Genomic DNA, 17,818 nt, shown 5'->3' on the forward strand with positions numbered 1-17,818 from the left:
AATGAAAGTAAAACAATTTAGAAGACGACCTATCCCCAAAGAATGAAGGAGAAATAAATATGCAACTGTCGAAGAAAATAGAAGACAACCGGTTAACCGTATTAATTGAAGGACGCATTGACACAACAACGGCACCTCAGTTGGAAGGCGAATTAAGACAGATAGTGACCGATGAGGTCATCGACCTGATTTTTGATTTTTCAAAAGTAGAATATATGTCATCGGCAGGCATTCGAGTTATTATGTCGGCGGAAAAAATCATGAGACGGCAAGGAGCTATGACATTGATACATGTTAATGAGGATATTATGGAGATTCTTGAAATGACAGGGTTAATAGATATTTTGACCGTTCAATAGAAAAAGCAGAGGTGTAGAGGATGATAGTAGACATATTAGATTGGGCTAGGATTGCTCGTGATGCTTCCGAATTAGTTTTGGTCAGCTGTTTTTGCATATCAATTTTGGAGATTACCTTAGGTGGGAAGGCAGATAAGAAAAGACGCTTTTTAAAATGGTGTATCGTAATAGGTGTTATGCAATTTGCGTTGTTCTTTTCTACAATGGGCATGAATGCTCTGGATTTACATATTGCCACAACCATGCCCGAATTCTGGATGACTACTTCTGCTTCACGATTAATGATGACGGCTGTCTATGTCCTTTTTAATTCGATTACCATGCTTTTGCCTACTATTTTATCCTTTTGGGGAGGGGTATGGATTTACCCTCAGCAAAAATCGGCAAAAATTTTTACTGCTGTTTTAGCCGGGCTGGTTGCTGCGATTATTTCCTCGTATATCAGCCAGTTGATTCTGTTGCCTTTCTATAGAGATAACGGTGAGAGCAACATGAAAGATTATCCTGAACTTTGGGTTTCCTGTCTAATTTTTTCTTTATGTATGCTTTGCGCCTTTATGGTGTATCGACGGGTATGCTGCCATCGATTAAAAAGAATGATAGAAAGCGCTGATGGCAGAATCGACAGTTTTATAAGAATACCTGTGTGTTCGAGTATTCTTTTTGCCCTTTTGATTTCTACTCTAAGCACCTTTGGCATAGGTCCGGCTTCGATCAATTGGATGGACACCACGATTTATGTAGTGGTATTTGCTTGTCTGATTTCGGCGTATATGTTGATGTACTGGTCTATCTTTCGAGGTATGACACTTTCGGCGCAAGCGGCCAAAAGCAAGGCAGAGCTGGACGTGGCAAAGAATATTCAAGTATCAGTCCTGCCCCGTACGTTTCCGGCCTTTCCAGAGAGAACGGAATTTAATGTTTATGCTCTGATGGAGCCGGCCAAGGAAGTGGGCGGAGATTTCTATGATTTCTTTTTTGTGGATGAAAACCATCTGGCTATTGTTATAGCCGATGTGTCCGGCAAGGGAGTTCCTGCTGCGCTTTTTATGATGACCGCGCGAACCCTTCTTAAAAATCTGGCCCTGACCGGTAAACAACCAGAAGACGTACTATTCGAGGCCAACAATCATCTTTGTGAGAATAATGAAGCGGAAATGTTTGTAACCGCTTGGATTGGCATATTACAAATTGATAGCGGCAGACTTTGTTTTGCTAATGCCGGACACAACCCGCCTTTGTTGAAAACAGCAGGACAAGCTTGTACATACCTGGATTATAAGACCTATAAACGAAGCATCATGCTGGGCATGAGAGAAAATATTGTTTATTATCAAAATGAAATTTTTATGAAAAGGGGAGAAATCCTCTTTCTTTATACAGATGGTGTGACAGAAGCTTGCAATAAGGATTCTAAATTGTTTGGAGAAGAACGATTAAAATCTTATATCCAGACGACAGATAGCAACAGTCTGGAAAATATTTTACATCGTCTTCAAGAGGAGTTAGAGCTGTTCATGGTGGGAACAGAGCAGTCGGATGACATTACTATGCTGGCCCTTCGCATGGATGTCCTGCCTGATATGTTAGAGGTAAAGGCGTCTGCTAATCAAATAGCAGAAGTATCTGACTTTATCGAGCAAATTCTTGAAAAAAATGCTTGCCCCACTGGGGTTCTTCGCCGAGTTTTAGTGGCTGTAGATGAAATTTTTTCTAATATTGTGCAGTACAGCGGTGCAGATTCAGCAGTCATTCGTTGTCTGGTCAATGAAGAAGAAGTTTGTATTTCTTTTGAAGATAACGGAAAAGCTTATAATCCATTGGATGCCGAAGAACCGGATATTACAGCCCCAGCCGAAGAACGAAAAATAGGTGGATTGGGTATTTTGATTGTCAAGAAGAGTATGGATACCGTAGAATATAGCTATTCTGAAGGGAAAAACAGGCTGACCGTTAAGAAAAAAAGATAAGTTGCAGGATGGATAAGGAGAAAAATAAATGTCTAAGCCAATTTTCAGAGAAAAAAGTCTGAAAAACATATCTTCACCCGACGAATTTAATCAATATATTAGAATCGCAGCACCCAGAACTTGGTTGATTTTGTGTTTTATTTTGATCATGCTGACGGCTGTTATCGTTTGGCTTTTTTTAGGAAAGCTCCCGACTACCATTACATCTATGGGATATGCAGAGAGCGGGCAGGTTGTCTGCTATCTTTCCCCCACACAGGCAGATGAATTGACCGAAAATGTGTCGGTTTTAATTGACGGAATAGAAGGTTGTTTGATTTCTGTTTCTGAAATGCCTCTTTCACAAAAAGAAGTGTCTCAGAAGTATAACTCGGATTATATAACTGATAGATTGGCAGTAGCAGACTGGAATGTAGAAGTTCAACTTTCTTCAAAAAATATGGAAGATGGGCTTCATGAAGTGTCACTCACAACAGAAACAGTCCAACCTATTTCTTTTTTGCTGAATTGAAGGAGTATATATGTTTGCAGCCAAATACAAGTTAAAAGCTGAAACAGGGACTGTAAAAGTACCGATGATTATGCAGATGGAAACCGTAGAATGCGGTGCGGTCTGCCTGGCGATGATATTAGGGTATTATGGGAAATGGATATCTTTGGAACAGGTGAGAAAGGATTGTGGGGTTTCTCGCGACGGCTCGAAAGCCTTGAATATGCTAAAGGCAGCAAGAAATTATTCTCTTTCGGCTAAAGGTTATCGCTATGAGCCAGAGGAGCTGCAACATGTTGGGAAGTTCCCTTGTATCATCCATTGGAACTTAAATCACTTTGTTGTCTTGTGCGGATTTAAGGGCGGATATGCTTATTTAAACGATCCGGCACAGGGAGAAATAAAGGTTGACATGCAGACTTTCGATAAATGTTTTACGGGAATTTGTTTGCAGTTTGAACCCACAGCGGATTTTCAGAAAGAAGGGCAGCCCCATTCTATTTTACCTTTTGTGAAAGAGCGTTTAGGTGGGGCAAAAGATGCCTTTGCATTCCTATTGCTGACTGCTGTAATTGGAGCCTTAACTGGTATTCTTTTTCCTGGATTTTCAAGAATCTTAATAGATCGGCTGCTGACCGGAAAAAATCCCGACTGGCTTGACTTCTTTCTCGTAGGGTTTTTAGCACTTGCAGCTATTCAGTTAACTGTATCCACTATTCGTGCTATCTATAGTTTGAAAATTGAAGGAAAGATTGCAGTTACAGCTAATGCGGCTTTTTTATGGCATGTATTCTGCCTGCCAATGGAATTCTTTTCGCAACGTATGGCAGGTGATATTCAGGAACGTGCGTCTTCAAACGAAAGAACGGCCTCCATTTTAATGGATCAAATGGCTCCGCTAATTTTGGACTTTGGTGTGCTGCTAATTTACTTTGCTGTTATGCTTAAATACAGTGTCATTTTAACTTGTGTGACCGTTACGTCCATGGGCCTTCATTTACTTTTTGCGAGAGCCATTTCGGAGAGACGTGTCAATGTGACAAGAGCGCAGCAGCGAGATAAAGGGAAACTGGCCAGCATAACTCTTTCTGGGATTGAAATGATAGAGACCATCAAAGCCAGTGGAGCAGAACATAGTTTTTTTCGGCGTTGGTCAGGGTGCCGTGGAGCTGTTAATAGGGCAGATGTGCGTTTCCTGGAGTTAAATCAGTATCTGGGGGCTTTACCCGGCATTATTTTGTCCGTAATGAATGCACTGATTTTGTTTTTAGGAGCCTTTTTGGTTATCAAGGGAGAGATGACCATCGGTATGATACTGGCCTTTCAAGGATTGATCGCAGTGTTTAGTGCTCCGGCTAAACGGTTGGTTGAAGCAGGGCAGAGCCTTCAGGAAATGCGAACAGATGTGGAACGAATTGAGGATGTTCAACAATACCCAGCTGATGTTATCTATGAAAAGGAAGACATACAGCAGCAAATTTCCTATCAAAAGCTTTCGGGCCGGATTATGATAAACGATTTAACCTTTGGCTACTCTAAACTGGAAGAACCCCTGATTCGTGATTTCAGTCTTTTATTGGAAACCGGAAAAAGTGTAGCTGTTGTTGGTACTTCAGGCTGTGGAAAATCCACTCTGGCTAAGCTGATAGCCGGCCTTTATCGGCCGTGGCAAGGAGAGATTTTATTTGATGAAAGAAGGGTGGAGGACATTCCGCGGGAAGTCTTCACCGGTTCGGTGGCAGTGGTGGATCAGGATATCATCTTGTTTGAAGATACGGTTGCGGCAAATATTAAAATGTGGGACAATTCCATTGAAGATTATGAAATGATTTTAGCAGCCCGTGATGCGCAGCTTCATGAAGACATTATGAAGCGGGAAGGGGGCTATAGAGCAAAGCTTTTGGAGGGTGGTAAAAACCTTTCGGGAGGGGAACGCCAGAGGATGGAAATCGCTAGGGTATTGGCTGGAGATCCTACGCTGCTGATTATGGATGAAGCCACCAGTGCACTGGATGCCCAGACGGAATATGAGGTGGTCCAGGCTATTCAGAACCGGGGAATCACTTGCATCATGATTGCCCATAGGTTATCTGCTGTTCGCAACTGTGATGAAATTATCGTCATGGATAAAGGAAAGATTGTTGGCCAGGGAACCCATGAAGTGCTCTATCAAAACAATACATATTATAGAAGTTTGGTAGCCAGTGAATGAGGAGGTGAGGAACGGTTATGGGGTGGTTTGACGAACAAATTAGAGAACGTATAAAAAAGGATGATAACCGTTTTTCAGAGGCTTTTGCAGAACTATCGTCGGCTGTAACGGGACAGGCTGGATTTTATGATGTTGAAAAGAATCAATTGGAAAAAAATAAAGATGCTATCCGTCAAATTCTGAAATATTACCATATTAAAGAGATGGAAACAGAGCAAAAATTTAGAGACATACAAGAACAGCTTTCCTATTATTTAGAGCCTTCGGGCATTATTTACCGGGAAGTTGTCTTGGAAGAAACTTGGTATCAAGATGGCATCTTACCTATGCTGGGAAAGAATCATCTCGGTGAACCGATGGCATTCATAGCAAAGCGAACCGGCGGGTATATGGTCAGGGATAGCAAAAGCGGAAAATTAGTGAACGTTACTGCGGGTATGGCAGCACAGATTCAAAAACAGGCCATCTGTTTTTATCAGCCTCTTCCGCCAAAAGAAGTAAGTACGAAAGAGTTTTTCTCTTTTTTAATGAAAAGCATTTCTCCTACCGACATCGTCATCATTGGTGCGGCAACGCTATTGGTGATGCTGTTGGGGCTGCTTCTTCCGCTGGTGAATAATTTGATCTTTAAGCAAATTATTCCAAGCGGAAAAGTAGGGATGATGGGCCCGATTTTTGTGATACTGTGCTGTACAATTTTAGGGTCTGCGGTAATTGATACCGTCAGAGAGATTATAAAAAGCAGAGTGTTGATTAAGCTGAAGATAACCGCTGAATCAGCTGTTATGATGCGAATACTTTCCTTACCGGCAGATTTTTTTAAACGGTACAGTGCCGGAGAATTGTCGGAGAGGCTAAACGTCACACAGAAATTATGTGAGCGTTTGAGTCATTTTTTCCTCAGTGCTGTTTTTTCTGCTATATTTTCGCTTGTATATGTGGTGCAGATTTTCAGGCTTTTTCCTTTTTTAGTGTTACCTACTATTTTTATTCTACTGTCTCAACTTTTATTTACGATAATTGTGATGCTTTTAAAGATGAATCTGCAAAAAAAATATATGCCCCTTGCGGCTAAACAGCGTGGATTGGAATTTTCCCTGATTTCAGGCGTACAAAAGCTCAAGCTGGCTGGGGCAGAAAAACGGGCGATTTCTAAATGGGCACATACGTACAAAGAAGTTGCCCGATTGAGGTACAATCCACCATTGTTTCTCAAATTACATACAGTATTTTCGGTGGCGATCAGCTTAATTGGCTTGGCGGTTCTTTATTGCTTATCGGTGAAGAATCAAATGGATCCAGCAGCATATATGACATTTTATGCTGCATACAGTTTGGTAAGCGCTGCTTTCTTTTCTTTATCAGAGGCGGCCTGGAGTTTTGCAGATGTTCCGTCCATGATGGATATGATAAATCCAATTTTGAAAACGGTGCCAGAGGTCTCTTTGGAGAAAAAAACATGTACAAGACTTACGGGAGCAATTGAATTGAATAACGTTTGTTTTCGCTATCAGGAAAATATGCCCTTCATATTGAACAATGTGTCTACAAAAATTCGTCCAGGGCAGTATATAGCTGTCGTGGGGAAAACGGGCTGCGGGAAGTCTACGCTGTTTAGACTTTTGCTGGGACTTGAGACACCTGATCGAGGAGCTGTTTATTACGATGGAAAAGATCTTTCCTCTTTGAATCTTAAATCCTTACGACAAAAAATGGGCGTTGTATTACAGGATGGCAAGCTATTTCAAGGAGACATTTTTTCCAATATTGCTATATCCGCTCCAGGACTTACGATCGAAGAGGCGTGGCAAGCGGCAGAGCTGGCAGGCATAGCAGGGGACATTAAAGCGATGCCTATGGGTATGTACACTTTAATTTCAGAAGGCAGCGGCGGAATTTCTGGCGGTCAGCGTCAAAGACTTATCATTGCCAGAGCAATCGCGTCAAAGCCAAGAATTTTGTTGTTTGATGAAGCCACCAGCGCATTAGACAATGTGACACAGAAGACGGTATCCGACTCCCTGGCAAAGCTAAAATGTACAAGAATTGTCATCGCACATAGACTTTCTACCATTCAAGACTGTGACCGCATTTTAGTTTTAGAGAATGGTGTCATTGCCGAAGACGGTTCCTATGAGGAACTGATTAAAAAAGAGGGCATTTTTGCAGCTTTAGCAGAGAGGCAGCGAATAAAAAACTAAAAATCGAGGTAAAAAACGTGCAAGTTACAGTCTTTCCTGCTATAATAAATTCAAGAGAAGAAGACGTATGGATTGTTAACGTGTTGATAAAAATGAATAAGGAGTAGAGCCTATGACAAGAAAAGAATTTTATGAAAAATTAGATGCAGATCAAAAAAAGCTGCTGAACACCTTCAAAACAGCGGAAGACGTTATATCCTTTGCTCAAGAACTTGGCATTAGCCTAGAGGTGCAGGTTGCCCAAGAGATTGCTGGTGAATTGCCGGATGAGCTTTTAGAGGCAGTAAGTGGCGGGACTTCAACGCGAGCTGCAGCTCAAAAGGATTTGTATCAGTAAGAAAAAGAGCTAAGAAATTTTTGTACGATTAAAGGCAAATGATTGATTTCATACCTAAAACTATTAAAAATGCACGTTTTCAAACATATGAAAACGTGCATTTTAGTTTTTATTCAGAGTCTTACCCCATAAGTCTTTTTCTTATGGGAATTTGAATTTCAGATATGTATTCATTTTCTGAGTCTGAAAAATCGTAATCCACAATGTTTTTTTCAATGGAGTCGCCTGCAATTTGATATCCATTTTCTTCAATCCATCGTATCAGCAGTTGATAATGTTTTCCCATATCCCGATAGGGGCCTAAAAATGCCATACAAACATATTCATTTTCCGGCATTATTGTCAATTGCTTAGAAAATTCGGCATCAATGGGCACAATTTCAATAAAATATCGGAATTTATTTAAAATACCCTTGTCCATGTTTTCCTTTGATAAGGAGGTATAGATTTGTCCTTCACTAAGCCAAGAACTGATTTTTAAGTATTTTTCATTTTGTTTCAGTGTCTGCTTAATTTCATAATCACTTTCAACATCGTTCATATCGATAAATGCTCCGACTCGTTGAGGAATTTTTTTTATTGTGATTTGATTTAGTTGGCCTTCAATATTTTCAAAAAGCTCCAGTTTTGTCTGGATTTTATTTTTGAGATTTACCAGCTTGTTCATCTTTATATCAATTTCTTCTTCCTTCTTTTTCAGCAGGCAGAGTAAATTGTTTGTATTTTTATTCCCCATATATTTTTTTATCTCACCTAATGAAATATCAAGATTTTTTAAGAAAAGAATGCGGCTTAACTTGAAGAAGTTTCGGATGCTGTAATAACGATAGTCATTTTTTTCGTCATACTCCGGTTTAAGCAGATTGATTTTGTCATAATACCTCAAGGTATCGGTGCTAATATTAAAAAGCTTTGATAGCTCGCCAATTAAAAACTTATCCTTCATAAAAATCTTCCTTCATTTCTTTTTAAAATCGTATAGGAGTTAAGGGCTATTATACAGTAGGAAGCCTGTATCGGCAATACTTAAGGGCATTATTTCAGCTGGATCAAAATTTATTTTGACAATCGTAAAAATATCTATTGACCTTGGAGTTAGTCAAAGGTTTATGATTCACTTAAATAAATTTTAAGATTCAGTCAATAGAACAAAGGAGAATATTATCATGAGCGACTTTAACGCAGTATTAGCAAGAAATACGGAAAATGCTCCAACCGGTATCGGCCCATATTCACAAACTGTAGCTTTCTCTCATTACAATAATCTTTCAGCTCAATTACCTATTGATCCCAAATCTGGTAAATTGGTAGCTGGTGGTGTAAGAGAACAGGCGGAGCAGTGCTTGAAAAATATCAAGGCGATTGTAGACAGCATCCACCATGTTATGAGCGATGTTGTTAGAATCACTGTATTCGTTAAGAATATTAAAGATGTGGACACTGTAGACGAAGTTTATAAGACCTTTTTCCCAACCTATGTTCCTACTCGGACGACGGTTGCCGTTAACGCTCTACCTATGGATGCGCTAGTGCAGATTGAAGCCCTTCTTTCAAATGGAGAAGGTACCATTCCAAACGCACCACAAGCAGGGGATCTTATAAAGCTTACCAACAACACTACAAACGCACCAACCAGCACTTTATCTACACAAACCGTGTCTTTTTCTCATTATAATAATATTTCTGCACAGTTGCCGATTGATCCGAAAACAGGAAGATTGGTAGTTGGCGGAGTAAAAGAGCAAGCAGGACAGTGTTTAAAGAATGTTAAGGCAATTTTAGAAAGTATTGATGTTCCATTTGACGATATTGTTAAAATTAATATTTTCTTGAAGAATCTTGCGGATGCGGATGCTGTAAACGAAGTTTATACAACCTTTTTCCCAGATTCAGGAATTGCCAGAGCTGTAGGTTATGTACCTGCACGGACAACGGTTGCAGCTTCAGCTTTACCACTGGATGCCTTGGTGCAGATTGAAGCAGTGGTATCACATGGAGATGGCACACCGCCACAAGCGATTGAAGACAGACATGGCCTCATCATAGAAGCAAATAATACCGAAAATGCACCAACAAGCATGTTATCTACACAGACTGTAGCATTTTCTCATTATAATCACCTTTCTGCACAATTACCTTTAGATTCAAAAACAGGCGAACTGGTAGCTGGCGGAGTAAAAGAACAGGCTGAACAGTGCTTGAAAAATATCAAGGCGATTGTAGAGAGTATTGATCACGCGATGGATGATGTAGTTAAAGTAAATATCTTCCTGAAAGATCTTGCAGATATGGATGCTGTGGACGAAGTTTATAAAACTTTCTTCCCAGGAGGGATTCCGGCAAGAAGAATAGTAGGCGTATCTGCTTTGCTTAAAGACGCTTTAATCCAAATTGATGCAGTTGTAGCAAACGCTGAAGGAACACCACCAATCGTATAATTATATAGTTAGAATAAAAAGCTGTTTCAAGTGAAAATTGAAGCAGCTTTTTTGGTATTCCGTCAATATTGCAAGCGATATTTCCTACATAATAAAAAAGCTGCCAAGTGAATAGTGGCAGCCTAAAAGGCATGGGTAAAATACATGAAGTATTAAATTTTTATGAGATATTTTATTATTTAAACTTTGACTTTTCCCATTGAAGGTAGGCATCATACATTTGAAGTGCTCGCTTCATATTTTTATCAGTTACTTTTGACGGATCTTTTAGAATGCTCCCCATTTGTATCAGCTGTGTTTCTACAAGCTTAGGGTTATTCATTCGGCTTTCCAGATTAACTTTCTTATTTTTTACAGAAAGAATACTCTCTTTGAACATAAAAAGGAGAAAGCGGTGTCTCTTTTGTTTTGGTACTTGTTTGGCAGATTCAAAAACCTGTTCAAACATTTGATACAATCTTTTTTTTCTGAGGCGTGCGTAGAATATAAGTCCTACAAGGGCTAAGATTAAGACTACTAAAAGTATAATCCATTTTGTCATGTCCATTATTGTATACTCCTTTTATAAATTTCTATATGTATTGTACTATAAATTCCTTCAAAATACACGATATTTCTGCATAAAGTAAATTATTAAAATTTCAAATAATAGATTAATTGGAGGTGTTATGATTTGTGAGTGGAGTTGGCACACAGAATGGATAGGAAAAGAATCTAGAAAAAGAACATTTTACCTTTTAAAACAAAGACTTAAAATATAGAGACGCCCCCTGATGTAGTTTATCCTGCACCAAGGGGCAGTTTATTATTGCTCGTTATTATTGTTTATGTTTATACAGTTTCAATGTAATGGCATTGGTCTTGAATATGAGTCAGGAATAAGGACAGTCTTTCATAGAGCGGCTGAACTTTATCGCCAAACTTTGCTTCAAGGGCTTCGCCAATTTCTCGTACTGTTTTATAGCCGTCAATTTGCAAAAAAGCATAGCTTCCGAAGTCATCCAGCTTAATCCGCCGATATTCTGGGATTTTGACTCGCAGCTTTCGGAAGAAGCATTGAATGGGGTGATTCTGCTGAATCAGAATCGTTACGATGCCTTCATCACTGACTTCATATCGAACTTGATGGCAAACTCGAAAGACCACATCGAGCAAATTGGCTGGCTTAGCTGACATGCTTGGATTTACCATTTAGCAGAGGAATAGCGGTAGCAACCAACAATATAACTAATAAGAGTGCCGCCATACCGTTGGAGCTGGCAAATCCAGCTGGAGAAGCTGAGCCAACTACGCCAGTTACCTGGAGGATAATGCCGATCAGGCCAATGATAGAGCCGCCAGCAACCAGACCAGAGGACAGGCTTACGCCGTTGGAAAGTCTGTAATCCTTCTCTTCGTCGTTTTTAGAAGTCTTTTCAACAAACACACGAAGCAGAGCACCTACCAGAATGATGGATGTGGTAGAAATTGGAAGATAAAATCCGATAGCCACCGTCATAACCGGCAGATTTAGCAGGAAGAAGACAATGCCGAGACACACGCCAGCAATAATCATCACCCAAGGCAGCTCGCCGGACATAATACCAGAGGTCAGTGTTGCCATTAAATTGGCCTGAGGAAGGGCAAACGGCACGTTGTCGCCGGTCATGGACAGCTGATCAGCAAGTAACAAGATTACGCCAGTAACTACTGCTACACCAACAATAGAAGCGATAGCGTAGTATTTCTGCATTTCATTCTTATCACCACCGATGATGAAGGTAACCTTCTGAGACTGGCAATAACCGCCGGCTGTAGCAATCGCTGTAACGATAAATGTACCGAATAGCAGAAGGGTTCGGTTATCTGCCTGGCTGGTCCAACCCATGCTGACAAACAGCAGCGTAACAATTACGATGGAAGCAATTGTCATGCCAGAGACTGGTAAGTTGGAGGTACCGATAGTACCGGTCAGACGGCCGGCAACAATGGTGAACAGCATGGATAGAATCAGGGATAAAATGGTGGTCAGAATAGCCATAATCGTGTTGCCGCCGGAGATGATAAAGCCGCCGACAAAGCCGACAATCATACCACCTAGCAGGATAACGGTCTGCTGAGTGCCGCTGCCCTTTCCTGTAGCTTTAGCGTTCATGGTCTCTTTGATGGAGGATACAACAGTAGGAATCAAACGAATTGCGCCAATCAGGCCTCCAGAAAGCATGATGCCCGCACCAATGTATTTAACGTAACTGCCCGCAATATCGCCTACCTGCATCGTACCGATGGTAACCGATGGATTGTTCCACACTGGAGCAGTGCTTGCGCCCAAGGTGGCAAAATAGCCAATTAGAGGCGTAATAACAAAGTTGGACAGGATGGAACTAGAAAACATCGTTAAGGCCACTGGCAGACCAACAATAAAGCCGATACCCAGCAGCAAGGGGTTTACTTCCAGCTGGAAACGCCATTTGTAGAAAGATTCATTTACAAAACTGATGACGTTGTTGGTCACATTTAGGAAGGAGCTGGTCACAACCGTCAATAGACCACCAATAACAAAGCCTATTCCCATGAAGCGAATGGAATCTTTAGCACCTTCAGACGCTACCAGGGTTTCCGAAATAGCCATGGATTCTGGATACATCAAATTGCCGTGCTCTTCAACAATTAGGTAATTATAAATCAAAGAAGTGGCACCCAGGCCGAACAGGGCGCCGCCTACACCAATGATAAAACCTTCGAGAGCCGAAACATGTGCACCGATTAATAGGATGGCAGGCATAACAAAAATCATGCCGCTGGCGATGGATTCACCACCACTGGACATACCCTGCATCAGGTTTTTGCCTAAAATACCTTTGCTCTTAGCAAAAATAGTAACAAATACAGATCCTAAGATGGATCCAGGGATACCTGCGGCTACCGTAAGACCGGCCTTCATCCCCGAGTAAGCGGTTGAGGCTGAAAACAGTGCGGCTAACAAAATACCAATGATTAAAACGGTAACATTTCCTCCAAGTTTGGAGCCGTTCGTGATATATGGCACATAATCCTTTCCGGATACGCCGCCATACGCTTCTTTGGACAGTTTTTTGTTCATAAAATACTCGCCTTTCAATAATTACTAGGAGTAAATTTTGTTTTTAATTCAGTTAACATTTAAAAATTCAGTTGTTTTTCATTAGTTCATGGCTTTAAGTACTTCTTTCAAGAATTCCCATGTTCGCTTGGTAGAAGGGATGCTCAAATGTTCTTCTGCTGTGTGAACCCCTACCATCGTCGGCCCGATTGAAATCATATCCATTTGGCCGGCAAACATTTCATCAAACAAGGCACACTCCAGACCAGCATGGATAGCATCCATCACCGGCTTTTTACCAAACATCTTTTCATATGTATCAGCAAATACCGTGCGGATTTTCGATTCAGGATTGTACCGCCATTCAGGATAAGAAGATTCTTCAATCACCTGACCGTTAGTAAGATTTGCAAGGGAAACAATTGTATGGAAAATATTTGCCTTAATACTGCCCACAGAGCTTCGAATTGCGCTGATGATTTCCACTGAATCCTGTTTTGTCTGAATAACCCCTAGATTCAAAGAACTCTCTACTAGGCCTTCAATATCCATGCTCATGGTCTGAACTCCATTCGGAATCAGATACAGAAATTGGATGATTTGATGGGCACTGGCAGCTATAAAAACATGTTTTGGCTGATTCTCTGGTGGAGTTAAACGAATGCAGAGATCTGGGTCTACTGTTTTGAATTCATCTTGCAGGACGATCTCTAGTTCCTTTAATTGCTTGCGCAGCAAAGCGTCATCTTCCTTACGGATTCCGATGACAGAGCGAGCGTCACGGGCTATTGCATTGTGCTTGGAACCGCCGTCTATAGAGCATAAAACAAAATTAATCTCTGTGCTCAAATGGTTCAGCACGCGGGCAAGCAGCTTATTTGCATTGGCTCTGCCTTTGTGAATCTCAATTCCAGAATGTCCTCCCTTAAGACCTTCAACAGTCAAGGTTAGAAAGGCCATCTCCATATCAGGTTTCTCCCAAGACACGGGAAGGCTAATCCGAGCGGAGCATCCTCCAGCACAGCTAACCGTTAGAATACCTTCTTCTTCGGAGTCGATGTTAATTAGGGTTCTACCGGAGATGGTTTTAGGGTCTAGAGCGTGAGCTCCGTCCATGCCAGTTTCTTCACAAGTAGTAACTAACAGCTCCAACGGGGGATGGGGAATGTCTTCTGCCGCCAGCAGGGCCAAGCCCATGGCAACCGCGATACCATTATCGGCTCCCAGCGTTGTACCTGTGGCATATAACATGTCATCACGCACCTGTAGACCAATTGGATCGTTTAAAAAATCGTGGAGGACACCGGGGGCTTTTTCACAGACCATATCCATATGACCTTGAATGACTACTCCGGGTCTGTTTTCATAGCCTGGGCTGCCCGGTTTTTTGATCAGCACATTTAGTGCTGCATCCTGCAGGACATCCAAACCATGAGCCTTTGCAAAAGAGACCAGATAATCACTAACTGCCTGTTCGTTGCCGGAACCTCTGGGGATCTTGCTGAGTTCTTCAAAATAGAAAAACACATCAATAGGCTCTTGGTTTTCCAACACTCTGTCTTCCATAACAAACCTCCTTTTAAATTAGAATTGCATAATATTACCTTATGAGTTTACCATAAAAAAACAAGAAATCAAGACGAATAAAGGGACGATTTTTATATATTTTTTTAGTCCCATAAGGGCAGAAAAGACTGTTATTCTATCACTAATAATGATAAACTTAAGCTAAATATGTTATCTTTACTAAAGCTTGTTGTAATAGACAAATAAAGCTGTTTTTGATTTGTGAAAAGCACCAATATATAGAAGACAATAAGGGGGAAAAATGATTGTTATTACGTGCATAGATGATCATAATGGTCTGATGTTTAATAATAGAAGACAGAGTAAGGATTTTGTAGTGCAAAGGGATATTATAGAGATCGTGAAACATAGGCCGATTTATATGAGTGAATATTCCTATAAGATGTTTGCTGATTTTCATTCACCAAACATCCGAGTGGAGGATGAATCTTTGTTAAAGGCCAAGCAGGGAGAGTATTGCTTTGTAGAGAATCAACGTCTTCTGAATTATGAAGATAAAATAGAAAAAATGATTATTTACAGATGGAATCGGGAGTATCCGGCCGATGTCTTCTTAGACCTTTCCTTAGATAGTTGGAAAAGGGTGGAGACAGAGGACTTCAAGGGGTCTTCCCATGAAAAAATAACGAGGGAGGTTTATAGGAAATGAACAGGGTAAGACCTATAATGGCAGCAGTGCTTCTCATAGCAGTGCTGCTCTTTTCTGGTTGCAGCCAGGAAGTCGGACAATTGGCATCAGAGGAACTCGCGAGGATTGCTGCAGAAAATTCTGCGCAAAAAACGGCGGAGGCGGCAGAACCGAGCAGGGAGGCCGGGACGATTGTTGCAATAGACAGTATTCCAGCTTACAGCGGGGAGGCTTATATTGCCATAGGCAATAATCAGCCTACTTTTTCTGAGGAGGAGTTGTCCAGACAAGCTTTTGAGCAGTATAGCCCGCTGGATGCTTTGGGTCGGTGTGGAACGGCCTATGCTAACATCGGAACTGAGTTGATGCCCAGCGAAAAGCGAGGGAGCATCGGGCAGGTAAAGCCAACTGGCTGGCAAACCGTGAAATACGATAATGTGGATGGAAAATACTTATATAACCGCTGCCACCTGATTGGTTACCAGCTTACCGCTGAAAATGCCAACGAACGAAACCTGATAACGGGGACGCGATATTTAAACGTAAAGGGTATGCTTCCCTTTGAAAATCTAGTAGCAGACTATATAAAGGAAACAGGCAATCACGTCTTGTACCGAGTAACGCCTGTCTATGACGGAGATAATCTTCTGGCCAGCGGCGTTCTTATGGAAGGTTATTCTGTAGAAGACCGGGGAGACGGAGTCTGTTTCTACGTCTATGCCTACAATGTGCAGCCGGGCATCCAAATTGACTATGCCAGCGGTTACAGCAAGTTGATTGAAGACAGTGATGCTTCTGACTATTTAGGTCAGGCAGAAGAGGCGGAAATACGAGGCAATTCTCGGTCTAAGGTATATCATAGCCCGGGGCAGTCCGCGTATGGAGAGATGGAAGAATCCAAATATCTAGTCGTGTTTCATAGCGAAGAGGAAGCCTTGGATGCAGGTTATCGAAAGGCCAAGCGGTAAGGGAAATAATAGTTGGTCTTTTTTCTTGGAAAAGCTTATTGGAACCATGTATAATGGGGTATATAAAAGGGGAAAGAGTATAAGGATAAAGTCAAACAATGTTAATTATAGAAACGTAAAAAATGGAGGTGCTTGCATGACACGGTATGATATGGTAGTAATCGGAAGCGGAGCAGGCCTGATGGTCTTAGAGGAAGCGTTGAAGCAAGGCTTGAAGTGCGCTTTGGTGGAGAAGTCAAAGATCGGCGGAACCTGCCTGACAAAAGGCTGTATTCCGTCGAAAATGTTGGTCTATCCGGCGGATTTTATCCGGGACATGGAGCGGGCAGGTCGTATTGGTATCGGTGTCGGCAAGCCGGAGCTCCATTGGGACACCATATCAAAAAATATGTGGGAGCAAATTGACTTTCATGAGAAAATTGAGAAGAACCTGCTGAGCATGTCGAATCTTCACGTATATAAAGGAGCTGGCCGATTCACTGGACCAGATAGCCTCGCAGTTTGGTATGAAGATGGCAGACCGGAAGATCATATTTCCGGGGAAAAGTTCATCTTGGCGGCAGGAGCCAGAAGCTTTGTTCCCGACATCCTGGGATTGGAAGCAACCGGTTATCTGACTTCCGAAACCTTTTTTGGCGAAAAGTTCCCGGACAAGCCTTGGGAAAGTCTGGTGATTATTGGCGGCGGGGCTATCAGCACAGAATTTGCCCACATTTTCTCCGCTTTTGGCACCAAGGTGACTATTTTGGCCAGGGCTTCCACCATCCTTAACAAGGAAGAAGAAGAAATTGCCCAGTTTGTCACCCAGCAGTTTGTTCAAAGCGGCGTGGAGATTTTGACGGATGTTGATGTGACTTCTGTCTCCAAAGACAAGTATGGGAAATATGTTACTGCTGTCAATCGGGTGACTGGAGAACGTCAAACGATTCTATGCCAGGAGATTCTGATAGCTGCTGGGGTTCAGTCCAACGGCGACACCTTGGATTTGGAGCATACTGGAGTGGAAGTAGATCGGCGGGGCTGGATTTCCACCAACGAATATTTGGAAACTACTCAGAAAAACATCTGGGCTTTAGGAGATCTTAACGGAAAGTATCAATTCCGGCACAAGGCCAACTATGAGGCTTTGATTTTAAGCCACAATCTCTTTAAAGCCGGCAAAGAAAAGCGGCGGGAAGCCTTTTATGATGTAGTGCCTTGGACCATTTTTACCCATCCGCAGGTGGCACATGTGGGTATGACGGAACGGGAGGCGCAGAAGAGCGGCCTTGCTTATAAGACGGCAAAAAACTACTACTCGGAAGTGGTGGGGGGCATTGCTATGGGCTTTCGCAAGCAGGATGGGGACAATGGCTTCATCAAGATTATTGTGGGACAAAACAAGAAGATTCTAGGGGTTCACATTGTAGGTCCGCAGGCGGCACTGTTGTTGCAGCCATTCGTCTATTTGATGAACGAAGGCTATGAGTGTCCGCAAATGGGCACCTATGAGCCTATCAGTGAGTCCATGGTTATTCACCCGTCTCTGAACGAATTGACGGCTTGGGTATTTGAAAAATTCGACTGA

Annotated in this window: 15 protein-coding genes; 10 read left to right on the top strand and 5 right to left on the bottom strand. The window is 41.8% G+C overall.

Annotated elements, in window-relative coordinates:
• Positions 1–59: 59 nt before the first annotated feature.
• From Ami103574_RS08280 to Ami103574_RS08305, 6 genes are all read left to right on the top strand, one after another.
• Complete coding sequence (locus tag Ami103574_RS08280; protein WP_163066490.1) at positions 60–359, top strand: STAS domain-containing protein; 300 nt, start codon at positions 60–62, stop codon at positions 357–359.
• 20 nt (positions 360–379) lie between these two features.
• Positions 380–2,329: an ATP-binding SpoIIE family protein phosphatase gene (locus tag Ami103574_RS08285; RefSeq protein WP_163066492.1), complete on the top strand. Its 1,950-nt coding sequence runs from the start codon at positions 380–382 to the stop codon at positions 2,327–2,329.
• A 28-nt stretch (positions 2,330–2,357) separates the two neighbouring features.
• Positions 2,358–2,840, top strand: coding sequence for a hypothetical protein (locus Ami103574_RS08290; RefSeq protein WP_163066494.1), 483 nt, complete (start codon positions 2,358–2,360; stop codon positions 2,838–2,840).
• 10 nt (positions 2,841–2,850) lie between these two features.
• Positions 2,851–5,031, top strand: a complete 2,181-nt coding sequence (locus tag Ami103574_RS08295) for an NHLP family bacteriocin export ABC transporter peptidase/permease/ATPase subunit (protein WP_163066496.1) — start codon at positions 2,851–2,853, stop codon at positions 5,029–5,031.
• Between the two features lie 17 nt (positions 5,032–5,048).
• The gene (locus tag Ami103574_RS08300) at positions 5,049–7,232 is read left to right on the top strand and encodes an ATP-binding cassette domain-containing protein (protein WP_163066498.1); all 2,184 of its coding nucleotides are present in this window, start codon (positions 5,049–5,051) and stop codon (positions 7,230–7,232) included.
• Between the two features lie 112 nt (positions 7,233–7,344).
• A complete protein-coding gene (locus Ami103574_RS08305; RefSeq protein WP_163066500.1) occupies positions 7,345–7,569 on the top strand; it encodes a hypothetical protein in 225 nt (74 codons plus the stop codon).
• Positions 7,570–7,690: 121 nt separating this feature from the next.
• Here Ami103574_RS08305 and Ami103574_RS08310 read toward each other — a convergent pair whose 3' ends face one another.
• Positions 7,691–8,515: a MerR family transcriptional regulator gene (locus Ami103574_RS08310; RefSeq protein WP_163066502.1), complete on the bottom strand. Its 825-nt coding sequence runs from the start codon at positions 8,513–8,515 to the stop codon at positions 7,691–7,693.
• Positions 8,516–8,735: 220 nt separating this feature from the next.
• Between Ami103574_RS08310 and Ami103574_RS08315 the strand changes: the two genes are divergently transcribed.
• Complete coding sequence (locus Ami103574_RS08315) at positions 8,736–10,007, top strand: RidA family protein (RefSeq protein ID WP_163066503.1); 1,272 nt, start codon at positions 8,736–8,738, stop codon at positions 10,005–10,007.
• A gap of 175 nt (positions 10,008–10,182) precedes the next feature.
• Here the strand turns inward: Ami103574_RS08315 and Ami103574_RS08320 are convergent, their stop codons facing one another.
• The 4 genes from Ami103574_RS08320 to Ami103574_RS08335 all read right to left on the bottom strand — a co-directional run bounded on the left by Ami103574_RS08320 (position 10,183) and on the right by Ami103574_RS08335 (position 14,634).
• Positions 10,183–10,554 (bottom strand): hypothetical protein, encoded by a 372-nt coding sequence (locus tag Ami103574_RS08320; protein WP_163066505.1) that lies wholly within the window; start codon positions 10,552–10,554, stop codon positions 10,183–10,185.
• 284 nt (positions 10,555–10,838) lie between these two features.
• The gene (locus Ami103574_RS08325) at positions 10,839–11,183 is read right to left on the bottom strand and encodes a PqqD family peptide modification chaperone (RefSeq protein ID WP_163066506.1); all 345 of its coding nucleotides are present in this window, start codon (positions 11,181–11,183) and stop codon (positions 10,839–10,841) included.
• Positions 11,173–13,089, bottom strand: a complete 1,917-nt coding sequence (locus Ami103574_RS08330; protein ID WP_163066507.1) for an OPT/YSL family transporter — start codon at positions 13,087–13,089, stop codon at positions 11,173–11,175. The genes Ami103574_RS08325 and Ami103574_RS08330 overlap by 11 nt, the downstream gene beginning before the upstream one ends.
• A gap of 81 nt (positions 13,090–13,170) precedes the next feature.
• Positions 13,171–14,634 (bottom strand): aminoacyl-histidine dipeptidase, encoded by a 1,464-nt coding sequence (locus tag Ami103574_RS08335; RefSeq protein WP_163066508.1) that lies wholly within the window; start codon positions 14,632–14,634, stop codon positions 13,171–13,173.
• A gap of 262 nt (positions 14,635–14,896) precedes the next feature.
• On the opposite strand from Ami103574_RS08335, the gene Ami103574_RS08340 reads away from it, so the two are divergent.
• From Ami103574_RS08340 to Ami103574_RS08350, 3 genes are all read left to right on the top strand, one after another.
• Entirely contained in the window at positions 14,897–15,304 is a 408-nt protein-coding gene (locus Ami103574_RS08340) for a ribonuclease Z (protein WP_163066509.1), read from the top strand.
• Positions 15,301–16,251 (top strand): DNA/RNA non-specific endonuclease, encoded by a 951-nt coding sequence (locus Ami103574_RS08345; protein WP_246213113.1) that lies wholly within the window; start codon positions 15,301–15,303, stop codon positions 16,249–16,251. The genes Ami103574_RS08340 and Ami103574_RS08345 overlap by 4 nt, the downstream gene beginning before the upstream one ends.
• Positions 16,252–16,387: 136 nt before the next feature.
• Positions 16,388–17,818 carry a dihydrolipoyl dehydrogenase family protein gene (locus tag Ami103574_RS08350; protein ID WP_163066510.1) on the top strand — a complete coding sequence of 477 codons (1,431 nt, stop codon included), beginning with the start codon at positions 16,388–16,390 and terminating at the stop codon, positions 17,816–17,818.

Origin of the sequence: Aminipila butyrica (genome assembly GCF_010669305.1) — a bacterium.
In the GTDB taxonomy this organism is placed as follows: Bacteria; Bacillota; Clostridia; order Peptostreptococcales; family Anaerovoracaceae; genus Aminipila; species Aminipila butyrica.

Excerpts from the sequence above, each read along its gene's own strand:
- Ami103574_RS08330 (WP_163066507.1), bottom strand. The coding sequence starts at position 13,089 with ATGAACAAAAAACTGTCCAAAGAAGCGTATGGCGGCGTATCCGGAAAG.
- Ami103574_RS08325 (WP_163066506.1), bottom strand. The coding sequence starts at position 11,183 with ATGTCAGCTAAGCCAGCCAATTTGCTCGATGTGGTCTTTCGAGTTTGC.
- Ami103574_RS08280 (WP_163066490.1), top strand. The coding sequence starts at position 60 with ATGCAACTGTCGAAGAAAATAGAAGACAACCGGTTAACCGTATTAATT.
- Ami103574_RS08300 (WP_163066498.1), top strand. The coding sequence starts at position 5,049 with ATGGGGTGGTTTGACGAACAAATTAGAGAACGTATAAAAAAGGATGAT.
- Ami103574_RS08295 (WP_163066496.1), top strand. The coding sequence starts at position 2,851 with ATGTTTGCAGCCAAATACAAGTTAAAAGCTGAAACAGGGACTGTAAAA.
- Ami103574_RS08350 (WP_163066510.1), top strand. The coding sequence starts at position 16,388 with ATGACACGGTATGATATGGTAGTAATCGGAAGCGGAGCAGGCCTGATG.
- Ami103574_RS08345 (WP_246213113.1), top strand. The coding sequence starts at position 15,301 with ATGAACAGGGTAAGACCTATAATGGCAGCAGTGCTTCTCATAGCAGTG.
- Ami103574_RS08310 (WP_163066502.1), bottom strand. The coding sequence starts at position 8,515 with ATGAAGGATAAGTTTTTAATTGGCGAGCTATCAAAGCTTTTTAATATT.
- Ami103574_RS08335 (WP_163066508.1), bottom strand. The coding sequence starts at position 14,634 with ATGGAAGACAGAGTGTTGGAAAACCAAGAGCCTATTGATGTGTTTTTC.
- Ami103574_RS08340 (WP_163066509.1), top strand. The coding sequence starts at position 14,897 with ATGATTGTTATTACGTGCATAGATGATCATAATGGTCTGATGTTTAAT.
- Ami103574_RS08290 (WP_163066494.1), top strand. The coding sequence starts at position 2,358 with ATGTCTAAGCCAATTTTCAGAGAAAAAAGTCTGAAAAACATATCTTCA.
- Ami103574_RS08305 (WP_163066500.1), top strand. The coding sequence starts at position 7,345 with ATGACAAGAAAAGAATTTTATGAAAAATTAGATGCAGATCAAAAAAAG.
- Ami103574_RS08320 (WP_163066505.1), bottom strand. The coding sequence starts at position 10,554 with ATGGACATGACAAAATGGATTATACTTTTAGTAGTCTTAATCTTAGCC.
- Ami103574_RS08285 (WP_163066492.1), top strand. The coding sequence starts at position 380 with ATGATAGTAGACATATTAGATTGGGCTAGGATTGCTCGTGATGCTTCC.
- Ami103574_RS08315 (WP_163066503.1), top strand. The coding sequence starts at position 8,736 with ATGAGCGACTTTAACGCAGTATTAGCAAGAAATACGGAAAATGCTCCA.